The following is a 19,047-nucleotide window of genomic DNA, read 5'->3' as shown; positions in this document are numbered from 1 at the left end:
CATGCGCAGAAGCATCGGCTCGGGCGATCGGGGTGTCCGGTCCAGTCTATCGGCGGCGTCCGCCCCTCCGGACGCGGACCACCCGGGTACGCTCGCAGGCGACCCACGAAGCGAGATCATGAGCGACCTCCCCGGCACCGCACCCGCCCGCGGCAGCCTGCCCCGCCGGCTGCGCGAGGCGCTGGGTGTGGTCGGGGCGATCGCGATCGGGATCGCGATCGTGGCGGCGGTCGCGGCATCCGCCCGGTCGGAACTGCTGTTCCGCGACGGCGACTCGCTCGTGACGACGCTCGTCGTGCGGTCGATCGCGGCCGGCCGGCCGCAGGACTGGGCCCTGTCGACGGTGCTGTTCCTGCCCGAGACGGCGGTGCTCGGGATGCTGTGGCTACTCGGACTCGGCGTGAATGGCACGCTCGCCCTCGCCGGCGTCGTCAACATCGTCGGCCTGTACGGAGCGCTCCGGGTCGCCGCGGGCCGCGTCGGGCGGGGGAGGATGCCGGTGACCGGCGCCCTCCTCGCACTCGGTGCCTTCGGACTCCTGGCCGCGGCCGAGACGTCCCCGTCGCGCGATGCGCTCGAGCTCGCCTCGCTGCTCACGACCACGACGTACTACAGCGCCACCGTGATCGCCGTGGTGCTCACGGTCGGCCTCGCCCGGCGAGCGCTCGACCGCGTCCCGTCCCGCAGCTCCCGCGCCGCGCCCCTCAGCTCCCCCGCCGCGCCCCTCAGCTCCGCAGTCACATTCCGCGCGAACACCCGCCCCGAACCCGCAGAACCTGACCGCGGAGCACCCGACGGCGGAACGCCCGACCGGACCGCGGCCCTCAGCTCCGCAGTCACTTTCCGCGCGAACACCGACCCCGAACCCGCAGAACCTGACCGCGGAGCACCCGACCGCGCCGCGCCCCTCAGCTCCGCAGTCACTTTCCGCGCGAACACCGACCCCGAACCCGCAGAACCTGACCGCGGAACGCCCGACCGCGGAGCACCCGACGGCGGAGCGCCGGCGGGCGCCGTGCCGTGGGGCACGGTCTCGGGGATCGGGCTGGTGGCCGCGGCATCCGTCGTCACGAACCCGATGTTCGCGGTGTGGGCGACCGTGCCGCTGTGCCTGGTGCTCGCGGTCGTCGCGGTCCGGCGCCGCGACATCGTCGCCCTCTGGCTGGTCGTCGCGCTCGTCGCCGGAAGCGCCCTCGGCTTCGCAGGACGGATGCCGCTGGCCCGGCTCATCGCGAACACCGGCGCCGGCTACGCCGACCCCACCCGCTGGCTCGAGTCGCTCGCGCACTACGGGGCGCTGCTCGCGGAGCGGTGGAGCGCGCCGTGGGGCGCGGCATCCGTCGTCTTCGTCGTCGTGCTGTGGGGCTGGAGCATCGTCGCCACCGTGCTGCTCGCACGCCGCCGCGAGGTCGGTGCCGCGGTGGTCGCCGCGTGCGGGTGGGCCATGCCGCTCCTCGTCGTCGTGGGGGCGATCGCGCTCGGCACGCACGCCGCGCGCTACCTGCAGCCCGTCGCCTTCGGACCCGTGCTCGGACTCGTGGTGCTGCCCGCACTGCTGCCCGCTCGAGTCGTCCTGCGCTCGGGCGCCGTGCTCGCGACGGGTGCCGCGGCCGCGGCTCTCGTGATCGCGGCGGCCGTCGGCATCCCGCGCATCGCCATCGCGGCGAGCGCTCCAGACCCCGACCTCGCGTGCGTCGTGGACTGGGTCGACGACGCGGGTCCCATCGGCGGCGGGCAGTTCTGGACGGTCCGCCTGCCGAAAGCCCACCTCGCCGACCCCGCCGCACTCGTGCAGGTCGACCACCAGCTCAACGGCTACGCGTGGCTGGTGAACCGCGACGACTTCGGGGCCGGCGAGGTGTCGTTCCTCGTGGTCGACGCGCTGTCTCCCGCCTTCGATCTGCCGGCAATGGCACACAGCGAGGATGCCGAGATCATCGCGTGCGGCCGCTACACGATCCAGGACTTCGGCGAGCGCCCCCTCCCGCTCGGCCCGCAGCGCTCCTAGCCCGACCTCTGGGGGAGAGGGCGGGCCCGTCACCCGGCGCGCGACGTGGGAGGCGGAGAGCGGTCAGCTGCGGTGATAGGTCAGGACGGCGCACCCGTTGCTGAAGGTGCGCGCGTCTTCCAGAGCGAACCGCGTCGGCGAGAAGTCGGTGGCGAACGCCGCAAGCCCGCTGCCGGCGACCACCGGATACTTCTTCACCACCAGGCGATCGATCTCGGGCAGGAGCTCGCCGGCGAGTCGCCCGCCGCCCGCGAGGTAGATCCCGAGCCCGTCCTCGGCCTTGAGCTCCCGCAGGCGGGCGCGCGGGTCGTCGCGCACCAGCTCGACCGCGGGGTCGGGCGACGCGTCGAGCGATCGGCTCACCACGATCTGGCGCAGGTGGGCGTAGGGGCTCGTGATCCCCGCCTCCAGGGCCGGGTCGTAGGTGCGACGGCCCATGACGATCGTGTCGAACCGGCGGTTCGGCACGTCGTCGAGCCCGATCGCCGATCGCACGTGCGTCGGCAGCATCTCGGGATAGTGCTCGTTCATATAGGCGCTGTGGTCGTCGGCGAGCGGGTAGAAGTCGACCTCGTCGTCCGGTCCGGCGATGAAGCCGTCGATGGTGAGAGCGATGTAGTAGGTGAGTTCGCGCATGGGGCATGGTCCTTCCCGCGGTCGCTGCGGCGACCGCACGGCGAACAGTTAACCACTACACATGGAGTACTGCAAGTGGAGTGGTTGTATGCGAGACTGTCGACATGGTCTCGAACCCCGAACGCCGCCGTCGCCTCCTGGACGCCGGGATCGACGTCCTCGCCCGGCAAGGTGCCCGCGGCCTGACCTTCCGCGCGGTGGATGACGCGGCCGCCGTCCCGCAGGGCACCACATCGAACTACTTCACCAACCGCGACGAACTGCTGCGCGAACTGGGACGCCACGTGTTCGATCGCCTGACCCCCGACCCCGTCCCCGAGACCGAGGCCCCCACTCGCGCTCGAGAAGCCCAGCTCATGAAGGAGCTGCTCGGCCGGGCACGCGCCGATCGTGAGGGCTTCCTGGCGCTCTACGAGCTGCGCCTCGAGGCCGCGCGCCGCCCGGACCTCGCCGACGCCATCTCGGACCGCTACGCCGCGAACCTCGAGGCGATCTCGGCGGGGCATGTCGAGGGCGGATTTCCGGGTGACCGGCGCACCGCTCTGCTGCTGTACCTCGGCATGAGCGGCCTGATCCTCGAATACCTCACCCTCCCCGGACTGCTCCCCGCCGACGAGCAGGGGATCGACGACCTGGTGGCCGATCTCGTCACGGCGATCGTCCCGCCCGGGTAGCGCGTCGCGACAGCGCCCGGCTCAGCGCTCGGGCGCCGGAGCGGTGGTGTTGCCCTCGCGGAAGACGCACGTGAAGTGGATGGTCGCGGCGGGGCGGCCGTCCAGCATCGCCGCGACGGCGGCTCCGGCGGCACGGCCCTTGTCGGTCGCGGGCTGCACGAGGGTCGTGAGCTCGTACGGCGCGAGCCCGTCGACGACGATGCCGTCGAAGCCGGTGACGCTGACGTCCTCCGGCACCCGGAGTCCGGCCTCCTCGGCCGCGCGGATCACGCCGGCCGCGAGCAGGTCGCTCTGTGCGATCACGCCGGTCGGACGCCGCGACGCATCGGCGAAGAGCACGCGGCCCGCGGCGAGCCCCTCGTCGATGAAGCTTCCGGCCGCACCGTAGGCCGGGGCATCCGGGAACACGTCCATGGCGCCCGCGAGGCGTTCGCGCGTGACATCGACGGCGATCGCGGTGTCGTCGCTCAGCCAGCCGCGCTCCCATCCGGCACGCGCAGGAAGCGCGACCACCGCGACATCGCGGTGCCCGAGCGCCCGCAGGTGACTCGCCGCCTGGCGCTGCGCCTCCCGGTTGTCGAGGCCGATGCGCGGCACGTCGTCGCCGGCATCGCCCTCGATGACGACGACGGGGATGCCGCGTGCCTTGACCACGTCGAGGGACTGGCGCAGCAGACCGCTGCAGCCGATGAGTACCGCCGCATCCAGCGGTGCACTCGTGAGCGAGGGTCCCGCGCCGGTCGGATCGTGATCGCGCAGCAGCAGCAGGCCGGCGCCGAGCGGCTCGACCGCATCCGCGAGGCCGTCCATCATGAGGGTCTTCACCGGATCGAGGAACGCGGTGCCGAGGTGCTCCTCGAAGACGACGCCGACGATGCCGGAGCGTCCTCGCCGGAGGGAGGCGGCGCGGGGGTCGGGCCCGGCGTACCCGAGCGCGGCGGCGGCGTCGAGCACGCGGCGGCGGGTCGCGTCCGACACCGGGGTGTTGCCGCTGAACACCACGGACGCCGTCGAGGGAGAGACACCGGCCTGGCGGGCGACGTCCGCGATCGTGGCGCGTCGGGTGCTCATGCGCCCCGATGGTACTCGTGCGGACGGGCATCCGCCGAATCGATTCGAATGCGTCGAATCGATTCGCTACTCTTACCGCATGGAACTCGTCCTCAGCCGTTCGCAGTACGTGCGCTGGCGCACCGCGGTCTTCGCGATCTTCCTCGCGAGCGGACTGAGCATCGCGACGTGGGCGTCGCGCGTTCCTGCCATCAAGGTGACGCTCGACGTCGACAACATCCAGATCGGCCTCATGCTGCTCGGCGCGGGCATCGCGTCCATCGTGGGACTGTCGCTCGCGAACGTCGTGCTGGCGCGGTGGGGAGCCCGCAAGGGGATGCTCGCGTCGATGTTCGTCTTCGCGGCGGGCGTCGCGATCATCGGCATCGGCACCGACGTGCTGCACTCCTACCTCGTCGTGATCGCGGGCCTCGCGCTGTTCGGCCTCGGCAACGGCGCCGTCGACGTCATGATGAACGTCGAGGGCGCGGCGATCGAGAAGCAGTCGGGCAAGACGATCCTGCCGCTGTTCCACGCGTTCTTCAGCTTCGGCACCGTCGTCGGCGCCGGCATCGGCGCCCTCGCGGCCGCGTGGCACGTCAACGTGCTGGTGCACACGCTGGTGATGGCGCTCATCATCGTCGGCATCGCATTCGCCGCGTACGCCAACGTGCCCGCGCGGGAGATCACCGGAGACACTTCCGCCGAGGCCGACAAGCCGCACTGGCGGGAACGGCTGCACGCCTCACTGTCGGCCTGGCGTGAACCGCGCACCTACGCTCTGGGCGTCATCATGCTCGGCATGGCGTTCGCCGAGGGCGGCGCGAACGACTGGCTCGCGCTCGGGATGGTCGAAGGGCACGGCGCCACCCCGGCCCTCGGCGCGCTCGGGCTGACCGTGTTCTCGGTCTCGATGACCGTGGTGCGCATCTTCGGCGGCCCGCTCGTGGACCGCTTCGGCCGCGTCGCGACCCTGCGGGTGCTCTCGGTGCTGGCAGCCGGCGGCCTGCTGCTGTTCATCCTCGCGCCGACCATCCCGCTCGTGTTCGTCGCCGCCGCCCTGTGGGGTGCCGGCACGTCCCTCGGCTTCCCCCTCGGCATGTCGGCCGCCGCGGACGACCCCGCCAAGGCCGCCGCCCGCGTGAGCGCCGCCGCGACCATCGGCTACGTGTCGTTCCTGTGCGGCCCGCCGATCCTCGGGTTCATCAGCGAGCAGATCGGCCTCCTCAACACGCTGTACATCCTCGTGGCACTGGCCGTGGCCTCGGGCCTCGCCTCATCGGCCGCCAAGCCGATCGCCGGCTCGACGGTCGGCGCCGGCCACCACCACTGAGCGGACCGGGGGCTCACCCGGTCATGCGGCTCGGCCGGTCATGCGGCTCGGCCGGTCACGCGGCTCGGCCGAGGTCGGCGGTGACGTCGAGCAGGTGCGGCAAGGCGCGGTCGATCATGTCCATCGTCGCGGTGAGCGACACCCGGAAGTGCTCGGGACGCTTGAAGAGGGTGCCGGGCATCAGGTACACCCCGCGCGCGGCGAGCGCGTCGCAGAACGCCGTGGAATCTCCACCCGGCGCGCGTCCCCAGAGGTAGAACGTGCCTTCGGGACGCGTGACCTCGAGTCCGGCATCCGTCAGCGCCCCGTACAGACGGTCCCGCTTGCGGGTGAGCTCGGCGAGGTCGATCGAGAGGTTCTCGAGCGCGGGCACCGAGTACTGCATGACCGCGTCGGGGAAGCCCCACCCGATCGCGAGACCGATGGGCATGAGGGCCTCGCGCAGCTCCTCGCGCGCGGCCGCCGGGATCAGCGGCGACAGTGCGAGGTAGCCCAGCCGCTGCCCGGGTGCCAGCAGCACCTTTCCGTAGCTGTAGTCGATGACGGTCCACGGGTAGGAGCCGGCGGGGCTCGCGAACTCGACGCCGTCGAAGCGGATGCGGCGGTACGGCTCGTCCGACATCAACCAGATGCGACGGCCGTGCTCGCGCGAGGCCCGCTCGAGCACGTCGGCGAGCGCCTCCCACACCGCCTTCGGATACACGCGGCCGGTCGGGTTCGCCGGCGAGTTCACGATCACGATCCTGGTGCGCGGCGTGATGGCACGGGCGATCGCGTCGATGTCGAGATCGAAGGTCGCCGCATCGAGAGCCGCGGGCACGGGCACGAGGTTGTACGCGTGCAGCATCGGCTCGTAGCAGAACCAGCCCGGGACGGGGATGACCACCTCGTCTCCGGCATCCGCCAGCAGCGCCAGCGCCAGCGACATCGCGCCGAACGCGCCCTGCGTCATCGCGATGTCGTCGGGCTCGAAGGCGAGACCGAGTTCCGACGCGAGCCCGGCCGCGACGACCTCCTGCGCCCCGCGCTCGCTGGTCTTGTACGCGAACCAGTCCACGGACTGCGGCTCGGCCTGCGCACGGATCGCCGCGGGGAGCCCCGGCAGTGCCATCTCGTGCGGATTGCCGAACGTGAAGTCGAGTGCGGCAGGGTCGTCGACCAGATCCTGGATGCGCCCGAAGAACTCGGTCACGACATCGACCGCGGCCTTCGCTTCGCTCGCACGAGCAGACATCGCCATCGCGATCACCTTTCGTCCCCAGCGTCGTTCGTGATCCGGTCGCGGCTCGGCGCCGAGACGACGGCGTCCCGCGAACCGGCGGCACCGGGTGTCCGGCACCGGCGCGCAAGGATACCGCTCCGCGCGGTGCTTGGGAAGGTGGCCGCACCCGCTACGGCGCGTTGTTAGCGTGATCGGCACCCACCGGACCCCACCCCTGGCCCGGTGTTCTCAACCCGAAGGAGAGATCATGCTCTGGACCATCCTCGGCCTCATCATCATCGGCCTCATCGCAGGTCTCATCGCCCGCGCCATCATTCCCGGCAAGCAGAGCATGGGCATCCTCATGACGATCGTCCTGGGCATCGTGGGCTCGTTCGTCGGCGGGTTCCTCGGATTCCTGCTCTTCGGGGCCGACCCGAACGGCGGATTCCTGCAGCCGGCGGGCATCATCGGGTCGATCCTCGGGTCGATCATCGTGCTCGGGCTCTACGTCTTCTTCGCCCGACGTCGCACGTCGCGGCTGTGACGTACGGCGGCCGCCGGGGCCCCTGACCCGTGCGGCCGCCGTCAGGACTGGCCCGCGGCGAGCGCGACGGCGTGGGCACGGCTTCGGGCGCCGAGCTTGGCGAGCACGTTCGAGACGTGGGTCTTCACGGTGGCGACCGAGATGCCGAGGTCTTCCGAGAGCTGCTGGTTCGAGCGGCCCGCGCGCATCGCATCGAGCACCTCACGTTCGCGCACGGTGAGAAGCTCCAGCCCCGCCGCCCCCGCGTCGGGCGTCGATCCGGCGTCGTCCGGGCCGCGCGGGATCAGCGACAGCGCGCGTCGCGTCACGCGCGGATCCAGTACCCCCTCGCCCGCGGACACGCGGCGCACGGCGTCGACGAGAGTCGCGGCATCCGTCGTCTTCAGGAGGAACCCCGCCGCGCCGGCGCGCAGCGCACCTTCGACGAGGTCGTCTTCGTCGAAGCTCGTGAGCACGAGCACGGCGGCCGATCCCGCCTCGACGATCTCGCGGGTCGCGGACACGCCGTCGACACCGGGCATCCGCAGGTCCATGAGCACCACCTCGGGTCGCAGGGCCGCGGCGTTGCGCACCGCGACCGCACCGTCGGCCGCCTCGCCGACCACCTCGATGCCGTGCGCCTCGAGCATGATCCGCAGGCCCTCTCGAATCGCGCCGTGATCGTCGGCGAGCAGCACGCGGGGCCGGGTCACGCGGCGACCTCGAGGGGTATCGTCGCCCGCACCGACCAACCGGCGTCGGTCGGCTCGGCGTCCAGGCGGCCGCCGAGCGCCCGTGCCCGCTCGCGCAGGAGCTCGAGACCCCAGCCGCTGCCCCGGATCGGCGGGTGCGTCACCGCGCTGCCGCCGCGCGAGTCCACGCGCACGCGGACGCCCTGCGCGACCGCGTCGAGCACCACCTCCACGTCGGCTCCGGCCGCGTGGCGCACGCAGTTCGCGAGCGACTCCTGCACGATGCGGGTGACCGCCTGATCGACGGGCGAAGGGATGCCGCTGGGCAGCGCATCGTCGAGCGTCACCGTCAGTCCATGCCGGCGTGCATCGTCGACGAGCGCGGGCAGCGCATCGCGCCGGGGTGCGGCGATCATCCCGTCGCCGGTGCGCAGCACCGAGATCATCGACCGCAGCGCCTGATGCGCCTCGAGGCTCGAGTCGCGCACGGCATGGAGAGCGGCGCGATCGGAGCCGGCCGTGGCCTCGACCGAGAGCGCCGCCTCGGCGCGGATGGCGATCGCCGAGACGTGCCCCGCGACGAGGTCGTGAAGCTCGCGGGCCATCTGCTCGCGCTCGCGGCGCACCGCCTCGTCACGGTCGCGCGCGGCGAGCCGCTCCGCGTCCTCGGCGCGTTCCCGGTGCAGCGCGACGAGCTCGTGCGCCTGCGCGACCGACGTCGCGTACCAGTAGTCCATCCCGGCGAGGGCTCCGAGCTGCAGCGACATGAGCAGAGCGATGCGGATGTCGTCGGCCGCGGCCAGCGCGGCGACCCCGATCGCAGCGACCGCCACCGCGATCCCGGCGAGGATGCGGCGGCGGCGCGCCGGGGATGCGGCCACGGTCGCGGCATACAAGAGGTCGAGCACGACGATGAGCGTGACGATGCCGCCGACCGTGACCAGGTCGACCACGAGCAGCGCGAGCGACACCCACAGCAGTGCCATCGGAGCCCGGTCGCGCTGCAACACCAGCGCGCACGCCGGCAGCGCGGTGGCCAGCGACCACCACGGCGAGACCGGCTCGGGCAGCGCCGAGAACACGGTCCAGAGCCCGACCATGCCGAGCGCCGCGAACGCCACCGCCAAGAGAGCGAACCCGAGCGCGTCGGCCATGGGCCGGTGGGCCCGCACCCATGCGACGACCCCCGCGTCACGGTCAGCCGCGGCCGCGGCTGGAGCAGCCGAACGCGAGGGCGCCGTCGCGCCCTGTCGCATCGTTCCGCTCACGCTCTCATGCAACCATGCGCACCGGGCCGCGGCATCCGTCGAAAGGACGAGGGCGGGTTCGCACGCCTCGTCCTTCCGCCCGATCCGCGCGCGGGCGCGTCACGCGAGCGTGGACAGATGGAGCTCCTCGCAGACACACCCCTCGCCATCACCCTCGGCGTGCTCGCACTCGCCGACGGCCTGAGCATCGGCACGCTCCTGATCCCGGTGTTCTTGCTGCTCGCCCCCGGGCGCGTGCGCGTCGGTCGGGTGCTCCTCTACCTGGTCACGATCGCGGCGTTCTACCTCGGGGTGGGCATCCTGTTCACCCTCGGGCTCGTGAACCTCGTCGACGTCGCGCAGGACTTCCTGTCGTCGACCGGGGGCCAGGTCGCGCGCCTCGTGGTGGGCGCGGCGCTTCTCGTGTCGTCATTCTTCATCGGCGGCAGCTCGTCGGCGAAGGTGAAGGATGCGGCGACCGCCCCGCACTCGACCGGGATCGGCGCAACTTCCTCGCCCGAGAACGACCTCTCGCCAGTCACCGGCGTGCCGCGCGCCGCTATGGCAGGCTCCGCCGGCCCCGCCGAGCCCGCGCCGACGCGCCTCACGCGGTGGCGTGACCGGCTCCTCGCGCCCGAGGTTTCGGGGGCCGCGGTCATGGCGGTCGCCGTCGGTGCCGGCCTCGTCGAGGTCGCCACGATGCTGCCGTATCTCGTGGCCATGGGCATGCTCGCCGAGGCGCCGATCGCGATGCCGGTGCGCTTCGGCGCCCTTGCCGCGTACTGCGGGGTCATGGTGCTGCCGGCCGTCGTGCTGCTCGTGCTCCGCGTCGCCGCCGCCCCGCTCGTGGAGCGGCCGCTGACGCGCCTCGCGGCTTGGATGGAACGCACCGGCCGCGAGAACACGGCGTGGATCGTCGGCATCGTCGGGTTCCTCATCGCCCGGGGCGCCGCCACCGAGCTCGGGCTGTTCGACAGGATCGGCGACATCCTCGGCTGACCGTGCCAGGCGCGCACCTCGCAGTATCGCGACGGGCAGTCTGCGCAGTCCGCGCCGGGCCGGTCGCGGACTAGGCTCGTCAGGTGCGTCTTGTCATCGCCCGCTGCTCCGTCGATTACACCGGCCGGCTCAACGCCCACCTGCCGCTGGCGACGCGGCTGCTCGTGCACAAGGGCGACGGCTCGCTGCTGGTGCACTCCGACGGCGGTTCGTACAAGCCGCTGAACTGGATGAGCCCGCCGTGCCGCCTGGACGTCGAGATCCCGGATGCCGAGTCCGCCGCCGCAGGAGTGCTCGAGCACTGGCGGGTCACGCATGCCAAGACCGGCGACGCGCTGCTGGTGCGCATCTACGAGGTGCTGCACGACACGTCGCACGAGCTCGGAATCGACCCGGGGCTGCAGAAGGACGGCGTCGAGGCCGACCTGCAGCGCCTGCTCGCCGAACAGGTCGACGTCATCGGCGACGGCCTCACGCTCGTCCGCCGGGAGTATCCGACGGCGATCGGCCCCGTCGACCTGCTGTTGCGCGACCCCGCCGGCGGCACGATCGCCGTCGAGGTCAAGCGCCGCGGCGACATCGACGGCGTCGAGCAGCTCACGCGCTACCTCGACCTGCTCGGCCGCGATCCGCACCTGGCCCCGGTGACGGGGGTCTTCGCGGCGCAGGAGATCAAACCTCAGGCCAAGGTGCTCGCGGCGGATCGCGGCATCCGCTGCGTCACCCTCGACTACGACGGCATGAAGGGCGTCGAGTCCGGCGCTCCCCGCCTCTTCTGAGCCCCGTTCGGTCCCTCCGCCCCACCCCACCGCGCCCGCGCCCTCCCTCGACCGCATCGAGGTTGAGAAACCACGCGGAGGTTGAGAAACCACCAGCCGTGTGACGTCTCAACCTACGCATGGTTTCTCAACGTCAACTCGGGCCCGCTTAGGCTGGAGCACATGCCGACCCGAACACCGTCGCCCTCGCCATGGACCTGCGTGCTGTGGGACGTCGACGGCACGATCGTCGACGCGTCGGAGGGGATCCTGCGGCGCCTGACGATCGCCCTCGAGCACTTCGGCAAGCGTCCGCCGACCCGGGCCGAGCTCGTGCACTGGATCGGCCCGCCGATGTACGAGTCGTTCCAGGTGAACGTCGGCATGACCCCCGCTGAGGCGGCCGAGGCGGTCACGTTCTACCGCGGGCTGAACAAGATCGACGGCTACTCGACCGGCGCGAAGCTGTTCCCCGGCATGGGAGAGCTGATCCGGGATGTCGCGACCGCCGGCATCCCGCAGGCGACGGCGAGCTCGAAGCCCGAAGTGCAGGTCGTCGCGCTGATGGACCACTTCGACCTGTCGACCTCGCTCACCGCGATCGTCGGCGCCACACCCGACGAGAAGACGCTGAGCGCCAAGTCCGACATCGTGGCCGAGGCCCTGCGCCGACTGCAGGCCTCAGGCGCCGATACCAGCCGGCCGGTGCTGGTGGGGGACCGCCATCACGACGTCGAGGGGGGCGCGGCCCACGGGGTCCCGGTGATCTTCGTGCGCTGGGGCTTCTCGTGGCCGCACGAGTCCGACGGCGCGCAGGCGGCGGTCGACGACGCCGGCCAGCTGCGCGCGCTCCTGCTGCTCGACGACCCCAGCTCCGCTCCCGCCGACGCCGCCGCGGCGCCCGCCGAGGGCGCGCATGCCTGAATTCGCCGACGCGATCCTCGAGTGGGTGATCCCGCCCCTGATCGCCCTCGGCATCGCGGCCGTGCTGATCGCCGCGCTGGTCTGGGCGCTCCGGCGCGCCCGCCGCTCTCCGCGAGCGCGCGCCGCGGCGCAGCAGGCGCGAGCGAAAGCCGGCGCGACCCTCGTGCGCCTGGACGACGAGGTCGGCGAGCTCGAGCTCGAGGTCGGGCTGTCGGGAGCTCTCTACGGCGGCGGCGCGCCCGCGTCGCTGCGCCGGGCGCGAATGACCGCGCAGCACGTGCGCGACTCCTCGTTCGACGAGTACCGCGAGATCAGCGAACCGGATGCCGCACCCGCCGACATCCGCCGCGTCGCGACCCGCATCGATCGCCGGGCCGGTGAAGCCCTCGCGCTCATCGCGTCGGCGCGTGCCGAGCACGGCGCCTGGGTGCGTGCGAACGTGTCAGCCGCGGCCCAGGTCGAGGCCGCCCGCCGACGACTGTCCGAGCTGCGCGCGTCGATGGGCGACCCCGCGGCGCTGGTGGCCGAGCTCTCCTCACGCTTCGACGAAGCCGAGTGGCAGGATGCCTCGCGCGCGGCGCACACGGCGGCTGCAGAGATCTCCGAGGCCGAGGCGCGGCTCGATGCCGCCGCGGCCCAGGCGGCCGACCCGTCGCTCTGCGCGCTTCCCGAGCTCGCCGCGGCGGAGCGCGCGCTGCGCCAGGCCGAGACCGACGCCCGCATCCTCGAAGAGACCCATCGGCTCGTGGTCCAGGCGGCGCAGGCGGTGCCCGACGAGATCGCCGCCGCGCGCGGCGCCCTCCGCCAGGCGTCCGTCACGCGGGAGCACCTCGAACCGCCCGACGCCGAGCGGCTCGGCGCCGAGCTTCACGCCATCGAGGACGCCCTGAACCACATCGAGTCGGATGCCGCCCGCCGGCCCACCCGCGCGGTCGACGGCATCGCGCGTCTGCGCGGGCGACTCGACCTCGCGCTCGGCGACGCCCGCACCGCGCAGCAGCGGCTGCGGGGTGCGCGCACCGCGCTGCCCGGAACCCTCGCGGCCGCGCGCGGCGCGATCGCGCATGCCGAGGCATCCGTCGCGCACTCTCAGGCCGGAGCCGACGCGAGGTCACGGCTGCTGTCGGCCCAGCACGAGCTGGCCCAGGCCCGTCAGACCCACGACCCAGTGGCGGCGCTCGACGCCGCACGCCGAGCGATGCGCCACGCGGAGGACGCGAAGGCCCTCGCCGACCACGCCCGGCTCTCGCGCCGCCACTGAGCCGGACCGCCGGCACACCCCCACCGCGTTTCGTCTCGGTCGCTGACGCTCCCTCGCTCAACGACCGACACCCCCCGGGTTTCGGCACACCCCCACCGCGTTTCGTCTCGGTCGCTGACGCTCCCTCGCTCAACGACCGACACCCCCCGGTCGTTGAGCGAGCGAAGCGAGACGAAACGCACGAAACCCCCGGCCAGTACCCTGAACGCATGAGCGCCGCGAAGACTCAGACACCGAACCGTGTTGTCGCGACGATGCGCCGCATCCCGGCGACGCTCGCGATGGTCGCCCTGATCCTCGCTGCCGGGGTGATCGGGCAGGGGCTGTGGCGGCCCTTCGAAGACAGCGGGATGTACGACGTCGTCGCGTACGGACTGCCCGCCTTCGCCGACGGCCGCTGGTGGACGCCCGTGACCGGGACGTTCTTCGTCAACCAGCCGTGGGTGTACCTCTTCACGATCGCCGGGTTCGCCGGCATGGCCTATCTCGAGTTCCGGCGCGGCTCGCTGGTCGCCCTCGCGTACTACTGGGTGGGGCAGCTGTTCGCGATCTTCGCGACGGCGCTCGTGCTGTGGCCGCTGTCGCAGCTCCCTTGGGCGTGGGCCGAGACTCAGGCGCAGGCGCTCGACGTCGGCGCGTCGGGGGGCACGATGGCGTGCATCGCCGCGGCGGTCGGTCTCTTCGTGCCGCCGTGGCGGGTGCGCGCGTGGCTCGTGCTCCTCGGCTTCGTGTTCATCGCGATGATCTTCTGGGGCACCCTCGCCGACCTCGAGCACCTGATGGCGGTGCTGCTGGTGCTCTTCGTCGACCGGTCGCTGCGCATCCAGCGCACCACCGTGCGCGAGCAGCGCCTGCTCGCGTTCATCGCGGTGCTGGTCATCGGGGCGACGCAGGTCGTCTCGATCCTGGTGCCCACCGACGGCCCCTTCGGGCCCACCGAGCCGGTGTCGGGCGGGTTCGTCGACTTCGCGATCGACACCGTCGTCATCCTGCTCATCGCGAACGGACTGCGCCGCGGCCGTCGCTGGGCGTGGGTGCTGGGTGTCATCCTCGGCGTCTTCAACGTGCTGACGGCCGCGCTGATCGTGGTCGGCATCGTCGTCACGAGCGAGGCGCAGGTCGAGTCGGTGATCGACGGCGAGACCGAGCTCGCGATCGCGAGCGGCATCCTGTGGCTGCTCATGCTCGGCTATCTGATCTGGGTCCGCCGCGCCTTCCGCGCACGCCGCACCTCGACGATCGGCGGGCAGCCCGCACCCTCGGTCGACGATGTGAAGGCCATGCTGCGCGCCGACGGCGGCGGCACGCTCTCGTGGATGACCACGTGGGACGGCAACTCCTACGCCCGGACCACGCACGGCATCGTGGCGTACCAGCGTCGCGCGGGCGTGGCGCTCGCACTCGCCGACCCGCTGGGCCCCGCGGCGACGCGCGCGGCATCCGTCGACGAGTTCGTCCGGATGGCGGAGCACGCCGGACTCGTACCGTGCTTCTTCAGCGCCGACGAGAACACGCGCGCGGCCGTGCCGTCGACGTGGCGCAGCCTCGTGGTCGCCGACGACACGATCGTCGACCTGCCGGGCCTGCAGTTCACCGGCAAGCAGTGGAACTCGGTGCGGTCGTCGCTCAATCGCGCCGGGCGCGAAGAGATGACGTTCCGCATGACACGTCTCGCCGACGAGCCGTGGGGGGTGCGTCAGCAGCTGCGCGCGATCTCGGAGATGTGGGTCGGCGACAAGGGCCTGCCCGAGATGGGCTTCACGCTCGGAACGTTGGTCGAGGCCGAGGCCCCGGAGGTGCGCCTCGCTCTCGCGATCGCGCCCAACGGCGATGTCGACGGCTTCCTGTCGTGGCTGCCGGTCTTCGGCGGCGACGGGAGCATCCGGGGCTGGACGCTCGATCTCATGCGGCGCCGCGAGGGCGGGTTCGGACCGGTGATGGAGTTCCTCATCGGATCCTCGGCCAAGCTCTTCTCCGAGGAGGGCGCCGAGATCATGTCGCTCTCGGGCGCACCGCTGGCCCACGACTACCCGCCCGACGCCGGCATGATCGCGACCCTCAGCGACAAGCTCGCCGAGATCCTCGAGCCGGTCTACGGCTTCGGGTCACTGCACCGGTTCAAGCAGAAGTTCCACCCGCGGTACGAGACGATGTACCTGCTCTACCGTGACGAGAGCGACCTCACGCGCATCGGCGGGGCGCTCACGCGCGCGTTCCTCCCCGACGCGACCCTGCGTCAGTTCGCGGGCGCGGGCCTGGAACTCGCGCGCGGCGAGCGCGACTGAACCGTCCACCGCGGGTGCGGCGCACGGTACGCGCGCACGCTCGCGGGCTGCGGTATCCGTTCGGTGCAGAAGAGGGATGCCGCAGCCCGCAGCCGTTCGATAGGCCGGGTGCTCGCTCGACTCAGAGCGGGCGGATGTTCTCGGCCTGGAGGCCCTTCGGTCCCTGCGCGATGTCGAACTCCACGCGCTGGTTCTCTTCGAGGGAGCGGTATCCGGACGACTCGATGGCGCTGTAGTGCGCGAAGACGTCTGCGCCGCCCTCATCCGGCGCGATGAAGCCGAATCCCTTCTCCGAGTTGAACCACTTGACGGTGCCCTGCGTGCTCATTACTTGCCGTTCTTCGTTGGACTCGCTGCGATCTGCGGCGAGTTCCTCCCAACGTAGTGAAGCGGGCGGCGCGCGGCGAGAGTCGGGCCGAAGATGGTGACACAAATGTTGCAGAGAGTCACACGCGGGCCCATCGCACGCCCGGGCCGAGCGGTGCTCCAAGCCCGGGCGTCGACGGATCCCCCCGGATAGGCCACGCCGTAGCGTGAACATCGCAATCGTACCGATATATCCCCTTCGTGGCGACAGTCGGATGCCGCGGCCCGCCGCTTTCGACGACCGCCGGCGATGGGGTCGAGGGCGCGGAATTCCGGGTCTATGCAGATGAATCGTCCGTCGTACACTTGTCGCACCCATGACAGCTCCCTTCATCGCGATCGAGCCGCGCGGCACCGTCCTCGGAGACGAGGTCTACGCCCGGCTCGGCGAAGCGATCCTCGACGGCCGGCTCGCGCCGGGGGAGCGGCTGCGCGACCAGGAACTCGCCGAGCGGCTCGGGGTCTCGCGCACCCCGGTGCGCGAGGCACTGCAGCGGCTCGCGCGCACCGGCCTGGTCGAGGTGTCGCCGAACCGCTACACGCGCGTGTCGATCCCCGACACGGCGCTGCTGAGAGAGACGCACGAGTTCGCCGTCCTCATGCTGGGCAACATCGTGCGCCTCGCCGTCGCACGCTGCACCGACGACGAGCTCCGCGTGCTCGTCGAGCAGCTCGACGACGTCATCGCCGCCTCCCGCGCCGACGACCGGCTCGGCATCATCGACGGCAGCACGACGCTCTTCGCCACGCTCACGCACGCCGCGCGCAACCGCGCGTACGTCGTGGTCATGCGCGAGGCCGAGTTCGTCATCCGCCGCAACCTCGCCGGGTGGCACCCGTACATCGAGTGCCCGATCCGCCGCAGCGAGGCGTACGAGGACTTCCGCGCCGCGCTGCTGGCGCGCGACGCCGACTGGGCGGAGCGCGCGCTGCGCGCCCAGCACGGCCTGGACTGACGCCGCTTCTCGCCGTCGGCGGTCCTCGCTACGTTGGGCACGTGAAGCACATCGAGCTGCGCCCGCTGGACGACGACGATCTCGACGCGGTCTTCGAGATGATGCGCGACCGCGAGGCGATCGCGATGGCGGCGTTCACCGCGAAGGATCCCGACGACCGGGCCGCGTTCGACGCCTGGATCCGGCGACAGCGCGCATCCGACGACGTGCAGTTCCTCGTGGTCACCGAGAACGGCGGATTCGCCGGCACGGCGGGTGCCTTCACCGTCGACGGCGACCGCGAGGTGACCTACTGGATCGCCCGCCACGCGTGGGGACGCGGGGTGGCGACCGAAGCGCTGCGACTGCTGATCTCGCGCGAGCCCACGCGGCCGCTGTTCGCCCGTGCCGCCGCCCACAACACGGGGTCGATCGCCGTGCTCGAGCGCAACGGCTTCACTGAGGTCTCGCGCAACGTCGACTTCGCACCGGGCCTCGGCCGCGAGGTCGAGGAGATCGTCTTCACGCTCGTTCCCGCCCTCGACGGCGTCTGAGCGGACGGGCGCGAGGTGCCGGCCGCGAACGCGAAGAGGGCCCCCTCTCGGGAGCCCTCTTCACCGCTGTGCGCGAGGGGGGAGTTGAACCCCCACGCCCTTTCGGGCACTGGCACCTGAAGCCAGCGCGTCTGCCTATTCCGCCACTCGCGCGAATCGCGGCATCCGTGGACTCCGCGAAACTCAACTTGCCGAGGATATCACGCACCGCCACCGCAGCCGAACTCGCCCGTCCACAGCGCCTCCATCGCTGATACAGACTGTGCAATTAGCATGTACCAACCGGCACCCCCCGTCCGAGGAGCCCCGTGGGACTACTTGACAGCTTCGAGAAAGGTCTCGAACGCGCTGTGAACAGCGCGTTCGCCAAGACCTTCCGCAGCGGCATCCAGCCTGTCGAGATCGCTTCGGCACTCCGCAGCGAACTCGACAAGAAGGCCGCCGTCGTCACGCGCGACCGCATCCTCGCGCCCAACACGTTCTCGGTCCATCTGTCGGCGTCCGACGATGACCGGATGTCGGCGCTCGGCGACGCCCTGATCCACGAGCTCGACACGCTCGTGCACACGCATGCCAAGGCGCAGGGCTATTCGTTCGCAGGACCCGTCTCGATCTCGCTGACACGCGACGAGCAGGTGTCGACCGGCACCCTGCGGGTCGAGTCGTCGACCGCGCAGGGCGGGCGCGTCGCATGGCGGGGAGTGGTCGACGTCGAGGGGCGCCGCATCCCGCTGGCGAAATCCCGCACCGTGATCGGCCGCGGCAGCGACGCCGACATCACGATCGCCGACGCCGGAACCAGCCGCAAGCACGTCGAGATCCTCTGGGACGGCGAGCGCGCGATGGTGCGCGACATGAAGTCCACCAACGGCACCAAGCTCAACGGCAAGCCCGTCACCGAGGCCGCGCTCCCGCCCGACTCGACCGTCACGATCGGACGCACCGATATCGTCTTCCGCGTGGTGGCCCAGGCCTCACCCCCCAAGCCCTCGATGCCCGCCGACGAGGCGACGCGCAGGTTCGACCTCCGGGAAGGAGGCCCGCTGGCATGAGCGAGCTGACTCTGCTGCTGCTGCGCATCGCGTTCCTCGTGCTGCTGTGGGCCTTCGTGTTCTCGGTCGTCTACTCGCTGCGCGCCGACCTGTTCGGTGTGAAGGTGCGACGGATGCCGGAGCCCGCGGCCGCCGCCGCGCCCGGGGTCGCGGCATCCGCCCCCTCGGCGTCGTCGGCCACCGCCCCGGTCTCGTCCCGGCCGGCAGCGACCGGAGCCGCGGCGGGCGGGCCGGCCACGACCGACGCCGTCTCGCGCATCGTGATCACCAGCGGACCCAAGGCGGGACTCGAGCTGCCGCTCGGCAACGAACCCCTCACGATCGGGCGCTCGAGCGAGTCGGGGCTCGTGATCCGCGACGACTACACCTCGAGCCATCACGCGCGCCTGGTGCTGTGGGGCGACCAGTGGATGATCCAGGACCTCGACTCCACCAACGGCACATGGCACGACGGCGTCCGCGTCACCGCACCCGTACCCGTGAAGGTCGGCGCCCCGATCAAGGTCGGCGCCACGACCTTCGAGCTGCGGAAGTAGCGGGCGGTCC

General features: G+C 71.8%; 19 protein-coding genes and 1 tRNA gene. 13 read left to right on the top strand and 7 right to left on the bottom strand.

Annotated features, from left to right (window positions below; translation table 11 throughout):
- The first annotated feature begins 118 nt into the window (after positions 1-118).
- On the top strand, positions 119-2,008 hold the full coding sequence (locus IM778_RS17655) for a hypothetical protein (protein ID WP_228484655.1): 1,890 nt from the start codon (positions 119-121) through the stop codon (positions 2,006-2,008).
- 63 nt (positions 2,009-2,071) lie between these two features.
- On the opposite strand, the gene IM778_RS00210 is transcribed toward IM778_RS17655, so the two are convergent.
- Positions 2,072-2,644, bottom strand: a complete 573-nt coding sequence (locus IM778_RS00210) for a dihydrofolate reductase family protein (protein WP_194410112.1) — start codon at positions 2,642-2,644, stop codon at positions 2,072-2,074.
- Positions 2,645-2,748: 104 nt separating this feature from the next.
- Between IM778_RS00210 and IM778_RS00205 the strand changes: the two genes are divergently transcribed.
- Entirely contained in the window at positions 2,749-3,318 is a 570-nt protein-coding gene (locus tag IM778_RS00205; RefSeq protein ID WP_194410111.1) for a TetR/AcrR family transcriptional regulator, read from the top strand.
- Between the two features lie 21 nt (positions 3,319-3,339).
- Here the strand turns inward: IM778_RS00205 and IM778_RS00200 are convergent, their stop codons facing one another.
- Positions 3,340-4,389, bottom strand: a complete 1,050-nt coding sequence (locus IM778_RS00200; protein ID WP_194410110.1) for a LacI family DNA-binding transcriptional regulator — start codon at positions 4,387-4,389, stop codon at positions 3,340-3,342.
- Positions 4,390-4,468: 79 nt separating this feature from the next.
- On the opposite strand from IM778_RS00200, the gene IM778_RS00195 reads away from it, so the two are divergent.
- Positions 4,469-5,701, top strand: a complete 1,233-nt coding sequence (locus IM778_RS00195) for an MFS transporter (protein WP_194410109.1) — start codon at positions 4,469-4,471, stop codon at positions 5,699-5,701.
- A gap of 55 nt (positions 5,702-5,756) precedes the next feature.
- Here IM778_RS00195 and IM778_RS00190 read toward each other — a convergent pair whose 3' ends face one another.
- Complete coding sequence (locus tag IM778_RS00190) at positions 5,757-6,941, bottom strand: aminotransferase class I/II-fold pyridoxal phosphate-dependent enzyme (RefSeq protein ID WP_194410108.1); 1,185 nt, start codon at positions 6,939-6,941, stop codon at positions 5,757-5,759.
- Between the two features lie 229 nt (positions 6,942-7,170).
- On the opposite strand from IM778_RS00190, the gene IM778_RS00185 reads away from it, so the two are divergent.
- The gene (locus tag IM778_RS00185) at positions 7,171-7,449 is read left to right on the top strand and encodes a GlsB/YeaQ/YmgE family stress response membrane protein (RefSeq protein WP_194410107.1); all 279 of its coding nucleotides are present in this window, start codon (positions 7,171-7,173) and stop codon (positions 7,447-7,449) included.
- Positions 7,450-7,490: 41 nt separating this feature from the next.
- On the opposite strand, the gene IM778_RS00180 is transcribed toward IM778_RS00185, so the two are convergent.
- Positions 7,491-8,078, bottom strand: coding sequence for a response regulator (locus tag IM778_RS00180; protein WP_420488861.1), 588 nt, complete (start codon positions 8,076-8,078; stop codon positions 7,491-7,493).
- A gap of 59 nt (positions 8,079-8,137) precedes the next feature.
- A complete protein-coding gene (locus IM778_RS00175; RefSeq protein WP_228484654.1) occupies positions 8,138-9,388 on the bottom strand; it encodes a sensor histidine kinase in 1,251 nt (416 codons plus the stop codon).
- 117 nt (positions 9,389-9,505) lie between these two features.
- On the opposite strand from IM778_RS00175, the gene IM778_RS00170 reads away from it, so the two are divergent.
- From IM778_RS00170 to IM778_RS00150, 5 genes are all read left to right on the top strand, one after another.
- Entirely contained in the window at positions 9,506-10,366 is an 861-nt protein-coding gene (locus IM778_RS00170; protein ID WP_194410105.1) for a GAP family protein, read from the top strand.
- 83 nt (positions 10,367-10,449) lie between these two features.
- Complete coding sequence (gene nucS / locus IM778_RS00165) at positions 10,450-11,145, top strand: endonuclease NucS (protein WP_194410104.1); 696 nt, start codon at positions 10,450-10,452, stop codon at positions 11,143-11,145.
- Positions 11,146-11,307: 162 nt separating this feature from the next.
- Entirely contained in the window at positions 11,308-12,048 is a 741-nt protein-coding gene (locus tag IM778_RS00160) for an HAD hydrolase-like protein (RefSeq protein ID WP_194410103.1), read from the top strand.
- Positions 12,041-13,309, top strand: a complete 1,269-nt coding sequence (locus IM778_RS00155; RefSeq protein ID WP_194410102.1) for a hypothetical protein — start codon at positions 12,041-12,043, stop codon at positions 13,307-13,309. Before IM778_RS00160 ends, IM778_RS00155 begins: the two co-directional genes overlap by 8 nt.
- A 209-nt stretch (positions 13,310-13,518) precedes the next feature.
- Positions 13,519-15,594 (top strand): bifunctional lysylphosphatidylglycerol flippase/synthetase MprF, encoded by a 2,076-nt coding sequence (locus IM778_RS00150; RefSeq protein WP_194410101.1) that lies wholly within the window; start codon positions 13,519-13,521, stop codon positions 15,592-15,594.
- A 121-nt stretch (positions 15,595-15,715) separates the two neighbouring features.
- Here the strand turns inward: IM778_RS00150 and IM778_RS00145 are convergent, their stop codons facing one another.
- Positions 15,716-15,922, bottom strand: a complete 207-nt coding sequence (locus IM778_RS00145) for a cold-shock protein (protein ID WP_127819216.1) — start codon at positions 15,920-15,922, stop codon at positions 15,716-15,718.
- Between the two features lie 355 nt (positions 15,923-16,277).
- Here IM778_RS00145 and IM778_RS00140 point away from each other — a divergent pair, with 355 nt between their 5' ends.
- Positions 16,278-16,916: a GntR family transcriptional regulator gene (locus IM778_RS00140; RefSeq protein WP_194410100.1), complete on the top strand. Its 639-nt coding sequence runs from the start codon at positions 16,278-16,280 to the stop codon at positions 16,914-16,916.
- Between the two features lie 41 nt (positions 16,917-16,957).
- Positions 16,958-17,449 carry a GNAT family N-acetyltransferase gene (locus IM778_RS00135; protein ID WP_194410099.1) on the top strand — a complete coding sequence of 164 codons (492 nt, stop codon included), beginning with the start codon at positions 16,958-16,960 and terminating at the stop codon, positions 17,447-17,449.
- Between the two features lie 69 nt (positions 17,450-17,518).
- Here IM778_RS00135 and IM778_RS00130 read toward each other — a convergent pair.
- Positions 17,519-17,602 (bottom strand) — tRNA-Leu (locus IM778_RS00130).
- A 155-nt stretch (positions 17,603-17,757) separates the two neighbouring features.
- Here IM778_RS00130 and IM778_RS00125 point away from each other — a divergent pair.
- Together IM778_RS00125 and IM778_RS00120 are read left to right on the top strand one after the other, a co-directional pair.
- Positions 17,758-18,501 (top strand): FhaA domain-containing protein, encoded by a 744-nt coding sequence (locus IM778_RS00125; protein WP_194410098.1) that lies wholly within the window; start codon positions 17,758-17,760, stop codon positions 18,499-18,501.
- A complete protein-coding gene (locus IM778_RS00120) occupies positions 18,498-19,037 on the top strand; it encodes an FHA domain-containing protein FhaB/FipA (protein WP_194410097.1) in 540 nt (179 codons plus the stop codon). Before IM778_RS00125 ends, IM778_RS00120 begins: the two co-directional genes overlap by 4 nt.
- Positions 19,038-19,047 lie beyond the last annotated feature (10 nt).

This window comes from Microbacterium cremeum (genome assembly GCF_015277855.1).
Taxonomy (GTDB): Bacteria; Actinomycetota; Actinomycetes; order Actinomycetales; family Microbacteriaceae; genus Microbacterium; species Microbacterium cremeum.
The sequence above is the reverse complement of the archived record's forward strand: the minus strand, read 5'-3'. Positions and strand labels throughout refer to the sequence as shown.

Bases quoted from the DNA above. Each gene is read 5' to 3' on its own strand.
- IM778_RS00155 (WP_194410102.1), top strand. From the start codon at position 12,041: ATGCCTGAATTCGCCGACGCGATCCTCGAGTGGGTGATCCCGCCCCTG.
- IM778_RS00190 (WP_194410108.1), bottom strand. From the start codon at position 6,941: ATGGCGATGTCTGCTCGTGCGAGCGAAGCGAAGGCCGCGGTCGATGTC.
- IM778_RS00120 (WP_194410097.1), top strand. From the start codon at position 18,498: ATGAGCGAGCTGACTCTGCTGCTGCTGCGCATCGCGTTCCTCGTGCTG.
- IM778_RS00180 (WP_420488861.1), bottom strand. From the start codon at position 8,078: ATGCTCGAGGCGCACGGCATCGAGGTGGTCGGCGAGGCGGCCGACGGT.
- IM778_RS00210 (WP_194410112.1), bottom strand. From the start codon at position 2,644: ATGCGCGAACTCACCTACTACATCGCTCTCACCATCGACGGCTTCATC.
- IM778_RS00185 (WP_194410107.1), top strand. From the start codon at position 7,171: ATGCTCTGGACCATCCTCGGCCTCATCATCATCGGCCTCATCGCAGGT.
- IM778_RS00145 (WP_127819216.1), bottom strand. From the start codon at position 15,922: ATGAGCACGCAGGGCACCGTCAAGTGGTTCAACTCGGAGAAGGGATTC.
- IM778_RS00140 (WP_194410100.1), top strand. From the start codon at position 16,278: ATGACAGCTCCCTTCATCGCGATCGAGCCGCGCGGCACCGTCCTCGGA.
- IM778_RS00170 (WP_194410105.1), top strand. From the start codon at position 9,506: ATGGAGCTCCTCGCAGACACACCCCTCGCCATCACCCTCGGCGTGCTC.
- IM778_RS17655 (WP_228484655.1), top strand. From the start codon at position 119: ATGAGCGACCTCCCCGGCACCGCACCCGCCCGCGGCAGCCTGCCCCGC.
- IM778_RS00150 (WP_194410101.1), top strand. From the start codon at position 13,519: ATGAGCGCCGCGAAGACTCAGACACCGAACCGTGTTGTCGCGACGATG.
- IM778_RS00195 (WP_194410109.1), top strand. From the start codon at position 4,469: ATGGAACTCGTCCTCAGCCGTTCGCAGTACGTGCGCTGGCGCACCGCG.
- IM778_RS00205 (WP_194410111.1), top strand. From the start codon at position 2,749: ATGGTCTCGAACCCCGAACGCCGCCGTCGCCTCCTGGACGCCGGGATC.
- IM778_RS00160 (WP_194410103.1), top strand. From the start codon at position 11,308: ATGCCGACCCGAACACCGTCGCCCTCGCCATGGACCTGCGTGCTGTGG.
- IM778_RS00200 (WP_194410110.1), bottom strand. From the start codon at position 4,389: ATGAGCACCCGACGCGCCACGATCGCGGACGTCGCCCGCCAGGCCGGT.